We start from the raw sequence: 18,910 nt of genomic DNA, 5'->3' as shown, positions 1-18,910 counted from the left end.
AGCCAAGCTTTTGTGAAAGACCTTGGCTGTTTCTATGCACACAGACTAAGCGGCAAGTCGTTTTTTATCTTTCTGTTTCTCTTTCTTCTCCAATACTATATTCCAGCCTGTTAGAACAATGGCCGCTGCTACCATAAGCGCTCCGACCCATCCGGTATGAATCAATCCTAATGAGTCCGTCACCAGTCCACCTAAGGCCGCTCCGCTCGCAATCCCGATATTAAAAGCCGCAATATTAAGAGCTGATGCGACATCTACGGCGTTTGGAACATAACGTTCTGCCAAAATGACCACATAAACCTGCAAGGCTGGTACGCTCATGAAGGCAGCAAGCCCCATGAAAATAACTGTAATCAGCGCCAACATCTTAAAAGGTGCCGTAAATGTTAAGACAGTTAAAATAACAGCTAACACAATAAACATATAGAATAAGGCACGAATTGGATTATGATTGGATACTTTCCCTCCAACCGTATTTCCAATAGCAATGGCAATTCCATAGACAAATAGAATAATACTGACAGTATCCGGCTTAAATCCTGTTACTTCTTGCAATAACGGAGAAAGATACGTAAAAGCAGCAAATGTACCGCCATATCCTAATATGGTAATTAGAAAAATCAGCAGCAAACGACCATGGGTAACCAGTTTTAGTTGATCTTTAACGGAAGCAGACGCACTCTGCCGCATACCAGACGGAATAAGAATGCTGTTTGCGATTAACGCGATAACCCCAATCAACGCGATGCCCATAAAAGGATATCGCCAGCCAAAATGATCACCAATAAAGGTTCCTAAAGGTACGCCGGTAGCAGTTGCAACCGTAAAGCCTGCGAACACAATAGAAATAGCACTTGCCCGCCGATTCTCTGGTACCAGGCTTGCGGCGATTGTAGTGGCGATGGCCATAAATACCCCATGAGCGAAGGCCGAAAGAATGCGGCCAGCAATCAGTACACTAAAAGTAGGAGAAAAAGCGATGATACCGTGCCCTATAGTAAATAAAATAATGACTGACAAAAGCAGCGTTTTGCGAGGGATTTTAGACGTAAATGACGTTAAAATCGGTGCCCCGACAGCTACCCCCAATGCATACAATGAAACCATCAAACCTGCCATAGTAACAGATATTTCAAAATCCTTCGCTACCGCTGGAAGGATTCCTACACTAATAAATTCCGTGATCCCGATACCGAAGGAAGTCACGGCTAACGCAAATAAAGCCCAGCTGTTTCCACGGCTTGAAGTTGTATGTGCACTCAAGTAACTACCTCCTTAGATTGCAAATATGCACTGGTCTATAATGGACCTGTCATAAACTATTGTCAAAAAGATTGCTTGAGTCTAAACATCACAAACCTAGTGTATGGCAATATGGAGACTTAAGAATACTTGAAGCGAGCAGGTCCAATTTCTTTCCCCGAAAAAAGAATCCTTTGCAAGCAAAAGAATGGCGGCTGTCCGGAAAGTGACATTTCGGTTGAAAGCTAGATATAAGCAAAACCTAATAATGATGTTACATCAGAAATGAAGCAAAATAGCCTATAAGAACAGCATATTGACCAAATAAGCTCAAAAAAATCTCTTTAAGCTGTAAAAATTCTTACCATTATGGTATTAACGAAGTTGTATCCAATTTTGATCAAATTTCCTGAATTATGCTCGACTAGCCTGGTTTTATGCTCGAAACTCTAAATTTATGCGCTAAATCTACCGCTTTATGCTCGAGATGCAGGAATTATGCTCTAAATCTGCTACTTTATGCTTGATCCGGATTTTTGGTTGAAACAGCACTTGATTATCTTAAGCAGAATACAGCTTCAAGTTACCTTGCTAAAAAAATAGTTGTGAAACACATTATAACTCGATTAAAAAATTATTAAGTCATGGTATATGGATGGTTAGAGTCACTTCAACTGAATATCTTTTATGCAGCGATTTAAGAACAGATGAATAACCCAATAAGTTGACGCTTGAGTTTTTCGCTTTGGTTCTCCTAAAAAGACATTTAAAAAAGAGAGGATGCACCTCTCTCATTTGAGCATGACAGGAGGGATTCTCTCTTGCAGAGTTTTATCTCCCACACTAGTAAAAATATTATTCTATTTACATGCTGTATCCTTCTTTACTTTTACAACGTACATCTGAATTCAATTTATCAGCCAGTTGGAAATTTTCTTCCGTACGCCCTTTCACAGAGTAACCTCTGACTGTTTATTTCCTCTTCACCATCGTCCCTTTTGATATAATGATATTTTCCTTTACTATCCTGTAATCGCGCCTTGCAATTATCTTTTAGCATAAGAGTCAAGATATCAAATATGCGAACTTTCAGATGTTCTTTCAGGATGGGGAACAGTATCTCAATACGATTTTCCATATTGCGTGTCATCATATCGGCAGAGGATAAGAAAACTTTTCGGTATCCGTTATGATGAAACCAATAGATTCTTGAGTGTTCCAAAAATCTTCCAATGATACTTCGAACAGTTATATTTTCACTGACACCTTCAATGCCGGGACGCAAGCAACAAATCCCTCGTACGATGAGATCAATTTTCACCCCTGCATTCGATGCCTCATAGAGTTTTATAATAAGCTTTTTATCGGACAAGGAATTCATCTTTAATATGATGCGTCCATTTCCATGTTGCTGATGCATATCGATTTCCTCATTAATTAACTGTATAAATGCATCTCTAATACCGTACGGAGAAACAGCTAAATGGTGGTAGTCCGGCTTATCCATATAACCGCTTAAGTAATTAAAAAAGTTAGTGGCATCGATCCCTATTTCAGAATCAGCTGTAAGTAATCCCATATCCGTATATATTTTCGCTGTAGCATCATTATAATTTCCTGTCCCTAGATGTATATATCTTTGAATTTTCCCGTTTTCACGTCTTACCACAAGGGTGATTTTACTATGCGTTTTTACATGTGTCATTCCGTAAATGACATGGCATCCCGCCATCTCCAATTCTTTGGCCCAATGTACATTGTTTTCTTCGTCAAACCTTGCCTTTAACTCTACAAGAACGGTAACTTGCTTTCCATTCTCAGCGGCACGCTTAAGACTCTGAATTATCGGCGAATCTCCACTAACCCGATAAAGAGTCTGTTTAATTGCTAAGACATCTTTGTCATCTGCTGCCCGGGACATAAAGTCAACAATCGGTTCAAAGGAATCGTACGGATGGTGAAGCAAGGCATCTTTTTGTTGAATTTTATTGAAAATGTCACCTTCTCCTTCTAGATCAACAGAAGGTTGGGGAATAAAGCTTGGTGTCCGTAAATGCTGATGGGTAGATTCAATCGTTTTGCAAAGCGAAAAGAGAAAGGTTAAGTCCAGCGGAGCCTGCACTGAATAAACATCTTGATTGTGAATTTCCAGCTCATCTATTAAATATTTAATTACTTGCTCATCACTGCGATGTTGTTTTACTTCCAATCGGACAGCTGCTCCCCACTTACGCTTCTTTAATTCTTCTTCAATTTCCTGCAATAAATCTTCTGCCTCATCCTCATGAATATTTAAGTCAGCATTACGGGTAATACGAAAATGCGTTACAGATTTCACCTGGTAACCTAAAAATAACTGATCAATGAATCTAGCAATCACTTCTTCCAAAAGGACAAATATCCTTTCATCACCCTGCTGCGGCAGTTCAATAAATCGATTGATACCAGAAGGAACTTGAACAATGACCAGGTTCCCGTCAAAAGGGAAAAGCTTCTTTTTTTCTTTTACCTTTTCTTCAACTACGACGGCCAGATTAAGTGATTTATTCAATAGCATAGGAAAGGAACGATAAGCATCAACAGCCATAGGGGTCAAGACGGGGAAAATTTGTTCATTGAAAAAATCCTCCAAGAAAGCTAATGATTTGGGGGATAGGTCGTCTATGGACAAAAATGTAACATGTTCTTTAGCTAACAAAGGAGTTAACTTGTTTAAATAAGCGTCTTCCTGCTCCTTCACTAGAGCATGGGCCATTTCAGAAATAGCACACAACTGTTCTTTCGGGGTCAGTCCTGCTTTATTCTCCGGTTTATTATATCCTGCTTTTACTTGATCGAGTAAGCCCGCAACACGAACCATAAAAAATTCGTCAAAATTCGAACTAAAAATAGATAAAAATTTAAACCGTTCTAATAATGGATTTCGTTCATCCAGTGACTCTCCCAATACTCTTTTGTTGAATTGCAGCCAACTTAATTCTCTATTATTGTAGAGGGAGGGATTATCTAAGTCATTTTTTAAAGAGCTTTCATCTGCTGTTTGCACACACATCCACATCTCCTTAATTATAATCCGCTCATTTATTATAACAATTCTCCTCCAAATACTCACTCAGGCAGTGCTAATTATTTGAAAATTTAACACATTTAGTTTTCTATTAAGAGATACTAGAATTTCCGACTTCATTTTATTTCCAAAATCACTATGTTTTTTTTATAATGGTATGACTATCATAACGAAAAGGAGTGTTTATTTATCGTGAATGAAAATGTGACGGCACTAATTGACCTGGGTTCTAACTCAATTCGGTTAGCAATTTACAAAAAGGATCACTCCGGGAATTATGAAGAAATCAAGAAAGAAAAAGTAGCAGCCCGTCTTATCACTTACTTAGACGAGCAAGGGAAATTATCTCCTGAAGGCACCCGGCTTATTATCGATACTTTACATACATTCCAAAAGGTGATCAATTCCTATCCGATTTCAAATGTAATAGGATTTGCAACAGCAGTCATTAGACAGGCTGCAAACCAAGAACAGATCTTAGCCGAAATAATAAGGGAAACTGGCTATGAATTTATTTTATTGAGTGAATATGAAGAAGCCTATTATGGGTTTGTTGGAGTAATAGACTCTATTGATCTAAATGATGGGGTAACGATAGATATCGGCGGGGGAAGTACTGAAATCACATTGTTCGAAAATAAAGAAATGAAACACTATCATAGTTTTCCTTTCGGTGCTGTATCATTAAACACGGAGTTTACTCCCGAGCCGCAGGTTACCAACAAACAGTTAGCGACTCTTAACACATACCTGATTACACAATTTCAGAGTCTCCCCTGGTTATCTAATGTAAAATACCCGATAATCGGTATTGGCGGTACCGTTCGAAATTTGGGACGGATTTATCAGAAAAAAAATAATACAAAAGAAAACAAATTACAAATTCATGATGTAGACAAGATTTTATTGGAGATTTCTTCGTTATCTATTGACGAACGTTCAAAAATAAAGGGCTTATCAAAAAAGCGGAAAGACATTATTGTCCCTGGTATAAAGACAATCTTAACACTGATGGAATTTGTGCAGGCTCCGTATTTCATGTACACTGAAAAATCTATAAGAGATGGTATTCTTAATGCCAGATTGAATACAAGAGGAAGACAGGAATAGCTTGCATAATATGTTGATTTTCATTATAAAGCCCGCTGATCCTCTTCCCCAGCCTTTTATGGATAGGGCATCAAAGCTGTAATCCACATGCCATAACTTAAAATTAACCAGGGACTTGTTCAACTCTCCAAAAATTTGAGTTGAACCAGTCCTTTTTCTTTATTGTAGTCCTGCGTTATTTGACCTTAACAGATACGTACCATTTCCAGGTGAGTAACATGTGCGGCACACCTCAAATGTTGTTATGAAGGCATTCAACATATGAGAGACAGTGACAGGCACTTAGTTAACTCACCTTATTTCGAGTCTAGATATTGGTTTTTCGCTAATTCTGTAAGTCCCAATCTATCCAGATAATCGATTGGGGCCAGGAAGGTAATTGTAACAACCCCAGGGTGGCGGCCAATTTCAATCGATCCGGTGATCGTAGCACGGTTCATCACCTCAGGGACAGTAATTTCAAATAAGTCCGCTGCCCGCTTCAGCCCAATTTCCGTTGCCTCATTTAGATTTGCACCAGTACCGATGATCGAAATTGGAAGCGTTTCTTCCAATTTCTCCACCCCCCACTGTTTTGCTACATTCAATGCCCTTTCTTTTTCGGCATCCGTAAATGGCTTTGATAAATATGGCAAGTCTTCTTCTACTGGTAACAGTATTGGCCCTTCAAGTTTTAAGCCTTTTATCACGTGTACCTGAAGCGAAACAATACCGGCAACATCTGCAGTATGCCCGGCAATCTCACCATTCCCCTGCATTGCATGCATGTCCCCTATATAAACGCCGCCGCCAGGAACTTTCACCGGACAGATAACTATAGCTCCTTCACGGACTCTGTTAATATCCATATGCCCATCCGTCCGATCTTCCAATTGTTCCCTGGAAAGACCATATTGATGTGGAGCATTGATCAAAAATTGCCCAAAATCGCCAGCGTTATGTGAATCAGGCAACGGTCTCGAGGGAGTGGTTCCGAGCTGACCCAAAAACGGCCGAAGCCTTGCCACTGTACCAACCAAATCGTGCGGTGCAAACGTTACAATTGGATTTTGAACAGAGTTTTCAGGAATTGACATATAGTGTTTCCCATCTGCTGCGACCTTTTCAGCAGCTTCTTTATTTAATGTAACCCCTATTTTTCGATCCTGATCAAACGCGATTGTATAGCCGTTTGTAAAAACAAATGGAGTGACATCTGCTCCGCATTGTTTACAGCGGATTGATTCAGGTCCAGTTCCTTCAATTTTTGTTTCAGGGTGCATTTCTCCACATTCGGTACATTTAACCGCTACAAATGGGTCACCTATGAATCTTCCCTCAACAGGTTTATCATTTCCCGAAGAAGTAACGATTGACGTAACTTGAATACTGTTAATCTTGATTGCGACTGCATCACCAACTTCAGCCCCTTCAACATACACAGGCTTGGTCACTTCATGGCCGCCGTGAAGGCAGGGTGTTATCATCGGTCCCCAACAGCCTGGCGCCGTATTGGCAATAATATGACCCCCATCTTTAACAGGGCCAAGCATACCCTGGGCAGGATCTAAAATGCCGTTTGTAAATTCATTTACAAATAACGTTTGTTTCGCCACCATTTACATTCCCTCCAACCAATCACGTAATCCCTTTTATTATAAACCACGCAAGTCAAAATTTCCTTAATATTTAAAATTATCAGATATCACTTGATTAGTAATGGTCATAAGCAATTTTGACAGGTATGATAAAGGTTTGCCTGCTATGTGGGAAAATAAGTTAAAGGCGACCATTATTTAAATTAATAGTCGCCTTTTTTTAATAGAATAGTTGTATGGATGGTCCGGTTAAATTCTACTGACATGATAGCTGAATATCCACAAATGACAAGGCTCTATGCTTGATTACCCAAATGAACAGCTCACTCGTTTGATCGTTGACCTGTAGCTCAGATAATAGACTCGCATTAGCCTCCGGGCCAAGCAAAGCAATTGGATAGCTTCTGTTTAATGAATCATTGAGCCGCCGCATTTGCCCAGTTCATGTAATGTTGTAAATTTATTTTAGCCTGAATCTGATTTATTTCAAAATCATCTTAGCCTACACTTTTTCATGCAATATTCTAACTCTCTGAAATTTGTCCATTTTCATTCGGCAGACCGATACCTTGGTAATGATCTGAGATTACATTTTCGTTATGACTAAGAAAAAATTATGTTGGTTGCGTTTTCCTGATCTTCCAAGTACATGAATTAGTTTTTTGGGGGAAATGTCTATTTTCCTTTGCTCCTTCTTCGATGACATTTCCACCGGATAATACCATAATCGTATCCACCAATGATTTATTTCTATCTCAATTGGAACTATCCTGCAAGTCAGCAATCTATGAAGCCTAAAAATCAGTCCTTAACCATAGGGATTGAAAATGGTTTTAAACTTGAGAGATACTTTCAACTCGGCATAAGGAATCAATAAATAAAAGAAGTTCTCATCTACTCCCATTTAAACACAAAACTAGCCAACACAAATCCAGCAACTAACCAACAACCCAATACAAGAGTATCCGTTCCTAATTGTAGAAACGGGGTTCCAAGATTCATCGTCTCCCTCAATGCAGAACTCAAATGAGCAATCGGCAGAATTTTTATAATAGGCTGAATAATATCGGGCATATTACTGATTGGAAAGAACACACCTCCAAGAAACAGCATGGGAAACGTCACAAATCCTGCGATTGGCCCTGCACTTTCGGGGTTTTTCGCGATGCCGGCAATAACAAACCCAAGTGACATAAATGCAAGGGTGCCAAGGACAATAAAGAAGATCAAGGAAAGCCAGGAACCAACGACGCTAATACCAAAGACGAGGTTTGCAATAAGTACTACCAGTAGAGCTTGAGTTCCATTGAGTAATAAGCGAGCTGTGATTTGAGCTGCGATGAAGGTAGAGGCTTTTAGACTCGTTCCTTGCATTCTCCGCAAGATTCCCCGTTCCCGCCAGGCAGCGATCTGTCCAGCGACACCATTCATGTTGTTGCTCATGATCATCATGGCGACAATACCTGGGACGAGGAAGTCAACATAACGGATGTTTACGGCTTCGATGCCCACTTTTTCAACCGTTATTAGAGGCTTGTAGCCGGGAAGAACTTTACTATATTGATCAATGATACCGGTCACAACAGTTAGGCCAAGCTCTGATGTGGTAAGGTTTTTCTCATTATAGTAAACAGGAAGGGAGAATGGCTGTTTTCCGACCTTCATATTTGCTTCGTATCCTTTTGGTATTTCAATGAAAAGCTGTATGTCTCCATTTTTCAAAGCTATTTTTCCATTTTTGACATTTTCGTACTTTATTGTTTTTAGTCCGTCGTGTTTATAAAACCGTTCTTTTAAGTCCATTGAGGCATCTGTTTGATCAGAGTCGTTTACCCCAACAGTTAAAGAGAAATTATTCCCATTTCCAGCAAAGGATCCAAGAGCTAGCATTAAGATAATCGGAAAGAGTAAGGTAAAAAATAGAACCTGTTTATTTCGAGCAAAGATCCGTAACTGAGCTAGAGTTAATTGCCAGTAAGCTCTCATGATTCTCTAATGCTCCTTCCTGTCATATGAATGAATACATCCTCTAACGTCACTAAGCGTGTTTGTAAGTCCTCAATTATAAATTGGTGTTCCGTAGAGGCCTGAATCAAGGAAGTTAAAGCAACCTGTAAATCATCTGTATTTAACTGGACAAAGTTATCCTTTATGGACACTTCTTTCACTCCATCTATTTTCAAAAACCACTCTTGTTCAGGAGGATTTTTTAATCGAAATTCTACAGTGCTTGTAGACTGAAGCTTTTTCACTAAATTGGTTGGCGTGTCAAGAGCAATCAGCTCTCCTTGGTCCAAAATTCCAATGCGGTCACAGAGGACATGGGCTTCATCCATATAATGCGTGGAGAGAATGACCGTTTTCCCGCGCTCCTTTAAACGCAGCACGATGTCCCATAGGGTTCTTCTTGCCTGTGGATCAAGTCCCGTCGTTGGCTCATCGAGAAACACAATGTGCGGGTCATGAATAAGAGCTAAGGCAATAGCGAGACGCTGTTTTTGTCCACCGGAAAGTCCTTTTATTCGGTCATTTTTCTTCTCTGTTAGAAGCATATCCTCAATTAATTGATCCATGTTTACATGACTTGGATAGAAACTTCCGTACAATTGCAAAATTTCCTTTACTGTCAATAATTCAAATAAGGAGGTGGACTGAAGCTGTACCCCGATGACTTCTTTTACTTTGTTTAATTCCTTTCTTACATCAAAACCTGCGAGTGTAGCCGTTCCTTCATCCGGCTTTCGTAGACCGACTAACATTTCAATAGTAGTTGTTTTTCCAGCACCATTTGGACCAAGCAGGCCAAATATTTCTCCTTTCTCTACCTGGAAGGTTACTCCCTTAACCACTGTGTGAGAGCGATATCGTTTTATTAGACCTTTTACGTCTACCATTATGTCATTAAACATAGTCAAGCCTCCTAATCAGTGTAATCATAACCTTATTTTGGTAACAAAATTGTTCAAAAAAAGAAACAGCCATAGGGAAGCTGTTTCTTTAACAATTATACGCGATGATGGTCTGCACGCCAATTCCGAACAGCCTTTTTGATGTCATCCGGGGAAAGGTTCTCTTGAATCGCTCGCTCAACTAATTCAACATATTCTTGGTCATCCGCAAATCTTAGTGCAATCACTTGCTTCAAGGAAAGCTTTGAGTCTATTATATTTCCCGTTAAACGATAATAACGAAAATTTTCCTCGTTACGAATGATTCGATCCTGAAGCTGAAGCGCATACCCTCTTAGCTTCACTGTTACAAATAAAAACAAGAGGCCAAATCCTAACAAAATCATACTAAGCAGCCACTGACTTGCTATTTGTTGAAAGAAAAACACAATCGATAAAATGAGCATAATAAGTCCAAGTACAGCAATCCCAACATGGTAGAGCGGGTCAAATTTTCTATGATTTTCATAGTTTTGGTTCATTGTGACAACCTCCTATCTTTCTTGTACTTATATGCATTCTAAAAGGAGTATTCTATCTGCAATATGAATAAGTATGGATTGGAGTATCCTCCATCATTCTATTCCTCAAGGTCTTAGCGTATGTCATTCCTTTTAATCCTTGTCTTCGTAATGTATTGGTTGAGTGCTCTCGGTTTGCCACCCTGATATTTGATTAGAGGCAGGAAAACCTTAATTTTTTCCTGCTTCTTACCAGTATCAAAGTTCAGATTCTATTCCCCCTAAACTACTCCATTCTTTTCTTTGTAAGATCGCTGGCAACTGATTATCACAAGTCAGCAATTTGGCTAAAAGACACCAAACCCTCCCGCGTTGAATAAATATTTCCCGTCTTGACTTCTCTTAATGGCTTGATTGCAGGACTAGGGTATAAATAAAGTCCAGTTTAACGTCCTACTTGTTCGCTTTTATTAAATCGGCCGCTTCTACTTTTCCCCGATTCCATCAAGGTTCCTTGCCTCAAAGTGATCGAGCATCGAACGCACTTCATCTGTTGACTCTGTGCTCATTAATTGATTCCTTAATTCACTCGCCCCTCGGAATCCTTTGACATATATCTTAAAAAAGCGATGGAGAGCCTTGAACGAACGCAGCGTATATTTATCATGAAGATCCAGATGCAGCCTTAAGAGATCAAGCAATTCCTTACTGCTATGATCTTTCGGCTCCTTTTCAAAGGCAAATGGATTATTGAAAATACCACGCCCGATCATAACCCCATCAACCCCGTATTGATGAGCGAGCTTTAAGCCGGTTTGACGATCAAGGATATCCCCGTTGATCGTCAAGAGTGTATCTGGTGCCACCTGGTCACGAAGTTCCTTAATTTCCGGGATCAGTTCCCAATGAGCATCCACTTTGCTCATCTCGTCTCTTGTACGCAGATGAATGGAAAGATTAGCAATGTCTTGTTTCAATATGTGGGTCAACCAGCCTCGCCATTCGTCTATATCACTGTAACCCAGCCTTGTCTTCACACTAACGGGCAGTCCGCCTGCTTTTGCTGCTTGTATTAAATCTGCTGCAACATCCGGGCGACGGATCAGACCGCTTCCCTTCCCATGCTGTGCCACATTGGGTACAGGACAGCCCATATTGATATCCAAACCCCGAAACCCAAGTTCCGCCATACCAATGCTCATTTGCCGAAAGTTTTCAGGCTTATCCCCCCATATATGGGCTACCATTGGCTGTTCATCCTCTGTAAAAGTCAAGCGCCCGCGCACACTCTGGATCCCGTCTGGGTGACAATAACTCTCACTGTTTGTAAACTCTGTAAAAAATACATCAGGTCTGGCTGCTTCACTCACTACATGACGAAACACAACATCCGTCACATCTTCCATTGGTGCCAGTATAAAAAAAGGTCGTGGTAAATCACGCCAAAAATTATCTATCATCTTCAAACTCAAATCCTCTCATCATGGGATACCAGGCCAGTTCCCTATCCCAAAATTAACAAGCAAGATGCCCCTGCTTCTTTTACACTTATACCATGCTTAGCCACTTTTTATCAAACTGAACGAAAATGGTTATTTTACCTTTACAAATCTGTACATCCAAAATATGTCCTGCTAAGATCCACTCATCAACTAGCATTCCACAGTTCGAGTTAAAATAAAGTTTTGCTAAAAAGACTTTAAAAGAAAATTGAGAACACTGGATTGACAACTGATTAACAGGAAAAAGACCCCGAAATCGCATTTAACGAAATCAGGGCCTGACTGGCAATTGTTTATTTAATTAGCAAGAGCATTATTTAATTAGATGTCTTCAATTCCAAAACCATCATGGCTTCTACATGTGTTGAGTATCTGTGAGAACACATGGGGTGCTGGTGGTGGTTTACATTCGTAATACAGATATGATCACCAAAGACTCACTTTCATATCTATTATAATTTTCTCATTATTCTCTGTGCTTTAATATACTTAACTGCTTCTTCTATTTCTTCAATCGTGGTAAATTCACCGTCAATTTTAAGAAGATAATCTTGTAATAATATTTCTGGTGTAATGATGGTCTTTTCAAACTTAGTTTCCTCTACCATTGATTTTTGTGTAATTGAATCTTTTGAAACAATTTTTTTAGCAGTGGATTTTTCTACTATATTGTTGAAACTAAGAGTAAATTCAAACACAAGGGGAACATGGTCACTAAAGGGAAGGAACTCTTTAGCAGTACCAATATAAAATTGATTCATCCTCGGTAGAATGTCCTGCGAAACGAAGCAATAATCAAGATGAAAAGGCTTATCACTTTTGCCATAATGATAGTAGGTAGCTTGACTTTCAGAACCATATTCTTCTCTGCTAATAGAATGATAACAGCTTTTCAACCCATAGTTCTCAAATATCTCCATCATCTTCGTATATCCACCAACACCTGTATAACTAGATGACACCCTTTTATCGAGATTAAAATCACCCATGATAATAACTGACCCGTTTTGAATAAGTCTTTCGTACTCTTGTAAAGCGGTGAAAAGTACTTTTCCATAAGAAGAACCATGCATTCGTTTTGTCCATACTGCTATGAGTGTAAAGTTTTCCTTTCCTGATACTTTTATAGGTACAATCCACTCATGCTTCACCTTATCTACAAGAAGAGATAAATGATAATCCTTTGATAAGGAAAGAACACAAAGACCTAAACCTTTATCCTTCTCTTCACCTACCCAAACTGCATCTTCGTATTGTATATCATCATTAAATTCTTTAGGATGAAAACTTTCTTGTATGATGGCGATATCAGGAATGAGCTCAAAGAGTTTTTTACTTTTATCTTTACTATTTAATCCTTTTTTGCAATTCCATGAAACAAGCTTCATAAAGTCTTACCCTTTCTCACATGTTTTATATCAATTATTAATTCTATTAAAAAATATGGTAGCCTAGATTATTAAAATGCAGAAAATGTGTAGACTATTAAATACCACAAAAATTTTAACATATCTACGTAACCTGCAACCTAATACTCAAATATTTGCTACAACAAAAAACAATCCACTTTCCTCTTTATTTGTATGGGGTTGCTATTTGATTTATCTCTTATCCAGTCTTACAACAAGTTCTACATGTGTTAAGTGTCTGTGACAACACATAGGGTGCTGGTATGTGTTCAAATAATTTATGAACACGACCTCGAGCACATCACTGCTAGATTGTCACCGAACAAGTCCATCAAGCATCAACAAAATTGAAGTCATCTATTCTCCGCAATTGTACTTCACGGAATCCCGATGAATACCTAACATTGATCTCCAAGTACTGGGTGCATTCGAGATTGTCCCAAGAAGCTAGCAGCATAGCGAGATCATGGCGTAAACAGTTTCCAATTCCCTTCACTGACAACTTCGACCGTTCCGTCAACCACTTTAATGGCGGTTTGGTCATCAATAGCATACGCGGGCCCCTTCATCCCGGCGGCCCATCTCTCTGCAGCAGCCATTGTGTTATAGGGCAGCATCTCGTGATCCAGATGCGGGAACATTGCAAACTCGACCAGACTCAAGCCGTTATCACCACCGTTGGGTGGATTCCAGCCAACAAAGAATTCACCTATATTAGGTGCCATCACCATGCTCCCGGCACTCATTCCCACATAGACTGCACGCAACGACGGCAAGAGGTCTGCCAGTCCTGACTGCCGCATCCAGTGGCACAGGTAAAGGGCATCGCCTCCCGCCACCAGCAGGACGTCCATGTCTCGTACCAGTGGCACCCAACGGTCTTCACTTAAACTTGGCAGCGCTGTGAGCTCCAGTACGCCAACGGATTTCCAACCCAGGTCGACCATAGGATTATCTTCATTCCCGCTGATGAACTCCCAGGCTTTGACACCGGGGCCAACCCAGGGGTGTCCGTACATAGCGGTGGGGATGCATAGGGCGTTGGATTCGGCAATCGGCTTGTCCAGCATGTCAACCAACGAGCCATGTATACTTTTGTTATTGATGCCAGCAGATGTAAGCAGAAGTTTCATAACTCCACTCCTTATCGTTGTCGGGTATTGGCAGATTACCCTTACAATGCGTTATATTACTGAATATTATGAAAATTCAACACCTTTTAAGTATAACAAATTTCCGATAGTTCAACTGGTTCTTCAAGTAGATTTTCAATATTATTTACAGATTCATTAAATTCAATTTCTTCATTTTTCTTTGACTCTACTGAAATACACCCTTTCCATTCGTGGGTTCATTTAGCTATTTCTAAATTCAATTTCTTTAATAACCTATCATTTGTTCCAAAGTCACGTCATCAAGTGGCAACTTCTGCGTAAGAGTTAGACCTATAAAGAAAAATCCCCCAAACTTTTGAGTCCGAGGGAATAAAAACACAATTAAATAGTCAACTAAGATCTGCTAAACCCGCTAAAACCAAGCTATTTTAGTGTTCAGTAAAAATAATGTCCTGTTACTCCATCCCGTCTCAACCCGCATTCTTACACTACCTAATTTTTTCCATTCGAAATAAAGTTCTGCACAATACGGTCATTTTCTCGATTTTCTTCTCACTTTTTTCTGCCACAACTTTATTATAAATAAAAATAATGTCGTGGTATTTCCTGTTTTTCTTCCTGCCTTTTCTCCTGCTTTTTCTCGCTCTTTTTTCAGGCTTTTGGGGTTCATAACAACCCCCTCACACTTTCATTCAATCCCTGCTGTATCAAGTCTTTCCAGGCTTTTTCCCTTCCTTTATCCCAACGTAAAAAAAGATGGGAATCCTGTTCCCACCCTTTCTTTCCTGCTTTTGATTCCTGCATCTGTCCACATGTTTTCCACAGGCATATCAGAACTTTATTTTGATTTTGCTATGGGTTTATTTTGAATGTCAGGTGTTTATTATTGGGTTACATTTAGTTCTATCAACGCGACTGCTTCTACATGCGTAGTCTGCGGGAACATGTCCACCGGCTGCACTTCCAGCGTCTTATACCCGCCATCCTCGAGGATCCGCAAATCCCGGGCCAATGTAGCCGGGTTGCATGAAACATATACGACCTTCTCCGGCCTCATCTCAATGATGGTCCGAAGCAATGCCTCATCACAGCCTTTACGCGGCGGGTCTACCACCAGCACATCTGCCTTATTTCCCTGCTTGTACCACTCAGGGATAACGGCCTCCGCTTCGCCGACCGCAAATTCCGCATTTGCAATCCCGTTTAATTCAGCATTCCGCCTGGCATCCTCGATGGCTTCCGGAACAACCTCCACGCCGAATACCTTCTTTGCCTTTTGGGCAAGGAATAACGAAATCGTCCCGATTCCGCAATAGGCATCTATCACTGATTCTTCTCCAGTCAATCCCGCATACTCCAGGGCTTTGCCATATAAAACGCGGGTCTGGTCCGGATTGACCTGGTAAAAGGATAAGGCGGAGATGGCAAATTTGATGTCACCTATATAATCATAAATGACTTCATTGCCCCACAGCACATTTGTTTTCTCACCCATGATGACATTAGTTTTCTTTGAGTTCACATTATGGACAATGGACTTCACTTTTGGAAGCCGCTCGGTAATTTCCTTTATAAGCTTTTCTTTATGCGGCAGCTCGGCTGTCCTCGTGATGAGGACAACCATAAGCTCTTCCGTCTGTTTGCCATAGCGCGCCATGATATGACGCAGGACACCTTTATGCGTTTCTTCATTATAAGTGGGAATGTGCAGTTCATTCGCCAGCTCCTTAACAGTCTGAATGGCCTCATTGATTGCCGGATGCTGGATTAAGCTTTCGTTCGTATCTACGATTTCATGGCTTCTCTGCTTGAAGAAGCCCGCAATCAGCCTGCCATCCTTTTCTCCGACAGGAACCTGTGCTTTGTTGCGGTAATGCCACGGGTCTTCCATGCCCAAAATCGGATGCACCTTTACATCCTCAAGCTTCCCGATTCTCGCAAGCACCTGACGAACCTGGTTTTCCTTAAATTTCAGCTGCCCTTCATAACTGATATGCTGGATCTGGCAGCCGCCATATTTATGTGCAAACGCGAGTGGGATATCCACCCTGAATTCGCTTTTTTCATATGTCTCGTCCAGGCGCCCGAACGCATAGCCTTTATTGACCTTTACCACCTTGATTTTCGCCTTTTCCCCGGGCAGGCCGTTCGGCACAAAAATCGGATATCCATCCACCTTTGCTACCCCGGCTCCGTCATGAGTCAGGTCCTCAAACACTACATCTATATAATCATTTTTCGCAACGGGTGCTTGTTGTGTTTTTTTCATATTTTACTTCCTCTTCTATGAATTGCCGTTTCATTTCTGCTTGAGTATTTTATCATATTGCGCATATATAACAAAATCAGCTCGCACTTTCCCAAGCAAAGCTCCAATGGACTTTTCCGGGAAAAATTAGCACTAGCCTACGCACAAAAAGGGCTTATCCTACATACATTATACTATGAATACCTTCCATCCCTTTAGCCTCCAGGTATTCATGTATAAATTTCATATTTTTTCCGCAAAATAGGAAAAAACAGGTGAGGTGAGCATCATGGGATTATTTAGCGCGATTTCGGCCTGGAACACTGCACGCTATGAGAAGCATGTGGCCAACATGGCTGCTCAAGGGTTATGCCCTGATTGCCGCGGCAAAGGTTTCAACGCCTATGTTCCGAACGAATATTACTACTCCAACGTCTATGATTGCCCAGGCTGCAATGGCAGCGGCAGTTTTTCCGATTGGTCCGTCACAAACGGCCATATCTGATAAATAAAAAAGTTACAAATCATGAAAATACGGTGTTATGCCGTATTTTTTTGTCCTTATACATGTATACCAATATCTATAACGCGTCTGCCATTACCGGAAACCTAATTTTCTTCATCTTTTCCATTCCATAACATTTCCTTTCCAATCCTTTTCCCTTCAAAATCAGGATCAACACGTAGCGAGGCTGAAACGCAGATGCTACACAAAACAAAATCCGCTCCCATGCCTTATTTTATAATGTACATGAAACCCAGCCCCTATTATTTTTACACCATGTAAGGATTAAGCAGGTACCGCTTTCATACGAATAGAATAAAAGTATTACCAAATGATATAGGAGGTGCTGAGCACATCATAAATGATTGCGCGCCATAATTTAGAACCATTTCCCTCCAGCCCATTATGCCTGTGAAAGAATCAGCGTGATCATACACCCTCTAAAAACCTGTTCCTATATACTGCCGCCTTCCTGTCGCTTCTTCAATCTGTAAATACTCTTTTGTCCCTTCTCCTAGGCAAGAATCCCTAATTTAAGACATTAACAATAAACTTTTTTTAAAAATTTATACTTTTATTTTGCAAAAAATACAATATTTTTCATAAAAACGGGTAAATGGAAATGAATTAAGAAAAATTTACGCGGAAGGGTCGTTGTAAAGATGTCATCAAGATTCGAAAAACTTAAAAACGCAAAAAAGAGGAAAGTTGCAGGAATACTGTCCGCCGCTGTAGTTGCCGTTTCTTTAAGCACTTATACATTATTCAATGATGAAGAAAAACACGCAGATGCATCCGTCCCTAAGGTCGAGAGTATGACTATACATAACAAAGCTCTCGATCAAGACACACCTAAAAAGCCTCATACAGCTTTGGCCCAAAAAGAGAACCCAAAACCTCAAGTCAAAACAGCAGCTTCAGAGGCCATCATAGATACACAGGAACCAGTACAGGCAGTTGCGACCTCTGTTGTGGCCACTCCTATTTCTTCTGCACCTGAGGAGACCGAGAAGCCAAAGGCTGCTGCAGAACCACAAGCCGCTGAAACTGCGCCTGCCCCAAAGACATCGCCTGCTGATCAGACAGGACCTGAAAAGACAACGCCTGATAAAAAGGAGACTGCAGCCGCCAGCGAACAGCAACCTGAAAAACAGGCTCCCAAAAAGGCGACACCACCAGCAGAAGCCAAGGTGAAAACACCGGCTGTGCCTAAAAAGACTCCCTCCGCCCCTCCGGTAGAGAAGGAAGAGATTAAGGAAACACTTGGCACAGTAACCGGCCTTGCAGATGTAAACTCGATTGAACTGGATATCGAAGGGCAAATCGAAGTATTCAATTGTGATGGAAATCCTGAGCTGCAAAAAGAAATCAGCCAGATCATAGAAGGTTCGGGTGTGGTAATTCGTTTTATAGAAACTGCTAAAGGCGAGAAAATCATAAAAGATTTGTTTGTCGTTTATGACCCGGAAGCCGGTGACTTATCTGAATTTACGGAAGGCGAATATGCAGGATTGGCAGATGCTGATACGGTGAAAGTGATCGTTAACAACGAAACCGTAACATATAAATTATCTTCCTATGTAACAGCAGACGAACTCGACCAACAATTTAGCATCGGGGACAAGGTCAGTGTAGCACTGGTCAAAACTCCGGATGGTCTGGTTGTAGAGAAGATTGATTTGCTGCCTTAATAAAGTCTTTAACGTGGGTGCACTTATCCTGGTGC

Annotated in this window: 13 protein-coding genes; 3 read left to right on the top strand and 10 right to left on the bottom strand. The window is 40.6% G+C overall.

Annotated elements, in window-relative coordinates:
* Positions 1-45: 45 nt before the first annotated feature.
* Both V1500_RS02565 and V1500_RS02560 read right to left on the bottom strand, forming a co-directional pair.
* Positions 46-1,263: an MFS transporter gene (locus tag V1500_RS02565; RefSeq protein WP_409304074.1), complete on the bottom strand. Its 1,218-nt coding sequence runs from the start codon at positions 1,261-1,263 to the stop codon at positions 46-48.
* A gap of 895 nt (positions 1,264-2,158) precedes the next feature.
* Positions 2,159-4,294 carry an RNA degradosome polyphosphate kinase gene (locus V1500_RS02560; RefSeq protein ID WP_409304073.1) on the bottom strand — a complete coding sequence of 712 codons (2,136 nt, stop codon included), beginning with the start codon at positions 4,292-4,294 and terminating at the stop codon, positions 2,159-2,161.
* A 207-nt stretch (positions 4,295-4,501) separates the two neighbouring features.
* Between V1500_RS02560 and V1500_RS02555 the strand changes: the two genes are divergently transcribed.
* Positions 4,502-5,419, top strand: coding sequence for an exopolyphosphatase (locus V1500_RS02555; protein ID WP_409304072.1), 918 nt, complete (start codon positions 4,502-4,504; stop codon positions 5,417-5,419).
* A gap of 296 nt (positions 5,420-5,715) precedes the next feature.
* Here V1500_RS02555 and V1500_RS02550 read toward each other — a convergent pair whose 3' ends face one another.
* From V1500_RS02550 to rlmD, 8 genes are all read right to left on the bottom strand, one after another.
* Positions 5,716-7,017 (bottom strand): acetamidase/formamidase family protein, encoded by a 1,302-nt coding sequence (locus tag V1500_RS02550; protein WP_409304071.1) that lies wholly within the window; start codon positions 7,015-7,017, stop codon positions 5,716-5,718.
* Positions 7,018-7,890: 873 nt separating this feature from the next.
* The gene (locus V1500_RS02545; RefSeq protein ID WP_409304070.1) at positions 7,891-8,982 is read right to left on the bottom strand and encodes an ABC transporter permease; all 1,092 of its coding nucleotides are present in this window, start codon (positions 8,980-8,982) and stop codon (positions 7,891-7,893) included.
* Positions 8,979-9,905, bottom strand: a complete 927-nt coding sequence (locus tag V1500_RS02540; RefSeq protein WP_409304069.1) for an ABC transporter ATP-binding protein — start codon at positions 9,903-9,905, stop codon at positions 8,979-8,981. Before V1500_RS02540 ends, V1500_RS02545 begins: the two co-directional genes overlap by 4 nt.
* Before the next feature lie 95 nt (positions 9,906-10,000).
* A complete protein-coding gene (locus V1500_RS02535) occupies positions 10,001-10,426 on the bottom strand; it encodes a DUF6526 family protein (RefSeq protein WP_409304068.1) in 426 nt (141 codons plus the stop codon).
* A 464-nt stretch (positions 10,427-10,890) separates the two neighbouring features.
* Complete coding sequence (locus tag V1500_RS02530) at positions 10,891-11,865, bottom strand: tRNA dihydrouridine synthase (RefSeq protein ID WP_409305897.1); 975 nt, start codon at positions 11,863-11,865, stop codon at positions 10,891-10,893.
* A gap of 494 nt (positions 11,866-12,359) precedes the next feature.
* On the bottom strand, positions 12,360-13,295 hold the full coding sequence (locus V1500_RS02525) for a hypothetical protein (RefSeq protein ID WP_409304067.1): 936 nt from the start codon (positions 13,293-13,295) through the stop codon (positions 12,360-12,362).
* 485 nt (positions 13,296-13,780) lie between these two features.
* Positions 13,781-14,449, bottom strand: coding sequence for a Type 1 glutamine amidotransferase-like domain-containing protein (locus tag V1500_RS02520; RefSeq protein ID WP_409304066.1), 669 nt, complete (start codon positions 14,447-14,449; stop codon positions 13,781-13,783).
* A gap of 865 nt (positions 14,450-15,314) precedes the next feature.
* The gene (gene rlmD, locus V1500_RS02515) at positions 15,315-16,700 is read right to left on the bottom strand and encodes a 23S rRNA (uracil(1939)-C(5))-methyltransferase RlmD (RefSeq protein ID WP_409304065.1); all 1,386 of its coding nucleotides are present in this window, start codon (positions 16,698-16,700) and stop codon (positions 15,315-15,317) included.
* A gap of 311 nt (positions 16,701-17,011) precedes the next feature.
* On the opposite strand from rlmD, the gene V1500_RS02510 reads away from it, so the two are divergent.
* Positions 17,012-17,191, top strand: coding sequence for a hypothetical protein (locus V1500_RS02510; RefSeq protein WP_409304064.1), 180 nt, complete (start codon positions 17,012-17,014; stop codon positions 17,189-17,191).
* A 655-nt stretch (positions 17,192-17,846) separates the two neighbouring features.
* Positions 17,847-18,875, top strand: a complete 1,029-nt coding sequence (locus V1500_RS02505; RefSeq protein ID WP_409304063.1) for a hypothetical protein — start codon at positions 17,847-17,849, stop codon at positions 18,873-18,875.
* Positions 18,876-18,910 lie beyond the last annotated feature (35 nt).

Origin of the sequence: Peribacillus sedimenti, from assembly GCF_046237635.1 — a bacterium.
GTDB classification, from domain to species: Bacteria; Bacillota; Bacilli; order Bacillales; family DSM-1321; genus Peribacillus; species Peribacillus sedimenti.
The sequence above is the reverse complement of the archived record's forward strand: the minus strand, read 5'-3'. Positions and strand labels throughout refer to the sequence as shown.

What these genes read in the sequence shown, in the direction of transcription:
- V1500_RS02560 (WP_409304073.1), bottom strand. Translation starts at nt 4,294, where the DNA reads ATGTGTGTGCAAACAGCAGATGAAAGCTCTTTAAAAAATGACTTAGAT.
- V1500_RS02550 (WP_409304071.1), bottom strand. Translation starts at nt 7,017, where the DNA reads ATGGTGGCGAAACAAACGTTATTTGTAAATGAATTTACAAACGGCATT.
- V1500_RS02545 (WP_409304070.1), bottom strand. Translation starts at nt 8,982, where the DNA reads ATGAGAGCTTACTGGCAATTAACTCTAGCTCAGTTACGGATCTTTGCT.
- V1500_RS02540 (WP_409304069.1), bottom strand. Translation starts at nt 9,905, where the DNA reads ATGTTTAATGACATAATGGTAGACGTAAAAGGTCTAATAAAACGATAT.
- V1500_RS02535 (WP_409304068.1), bottom strand. Translation starts at nt 10,426, where the DNA reads ATGAACCAAAACTATGAAAATCATAGAAAATTTGACCCGCTCTACCAT.
- V1500_RS02530 (WP_409305897.1), bottom strand. Translation starts at nt 11,865, where the DNA reads ATGATAGATAATTTTTGGCGTGATTTACCACGACCTTTTTTTATACTG.
- V1500_RS02525 (WP_409304067.1), bottom strand. Translation starts at nt 13,295, where the DNA reads ATGAAGCTTGTTTCATGGAATTGCAAAAAAGGATTAAATAGTAAAGAT.
- V1500_RS02520 (WP_409304066.1), bottom strand. Translation starts at nt 14,449, where the DNA reads ATGAAACTTCTGCTTACATCTGCTGGCATCAATAACAAAAGTATACAT.
- rlmD (WP_409304065.1), bottom strand. Translation starts at nt 16,700, where the DNA reads ATGAAAAAAACACAACAAGCACCCGTTGCGAAAAATGATTATATAGAT.
- V1500_RS02510 (WP_409304064.1), top strand. Translation starts at nt 17,012, where the DNA reads ATGAGAAGCATGTGGCCAACATGGCTGCTCAAGGGTTATGCCCTGATT.
- V1500_RS02505 (WP_409304063.1), top strand. Translation starts at nt 17,847, where the DNA reads ATGTCATCAAGATTCGAAAAACTTAAAAACGCAAAAAAGAGGAAAGTT.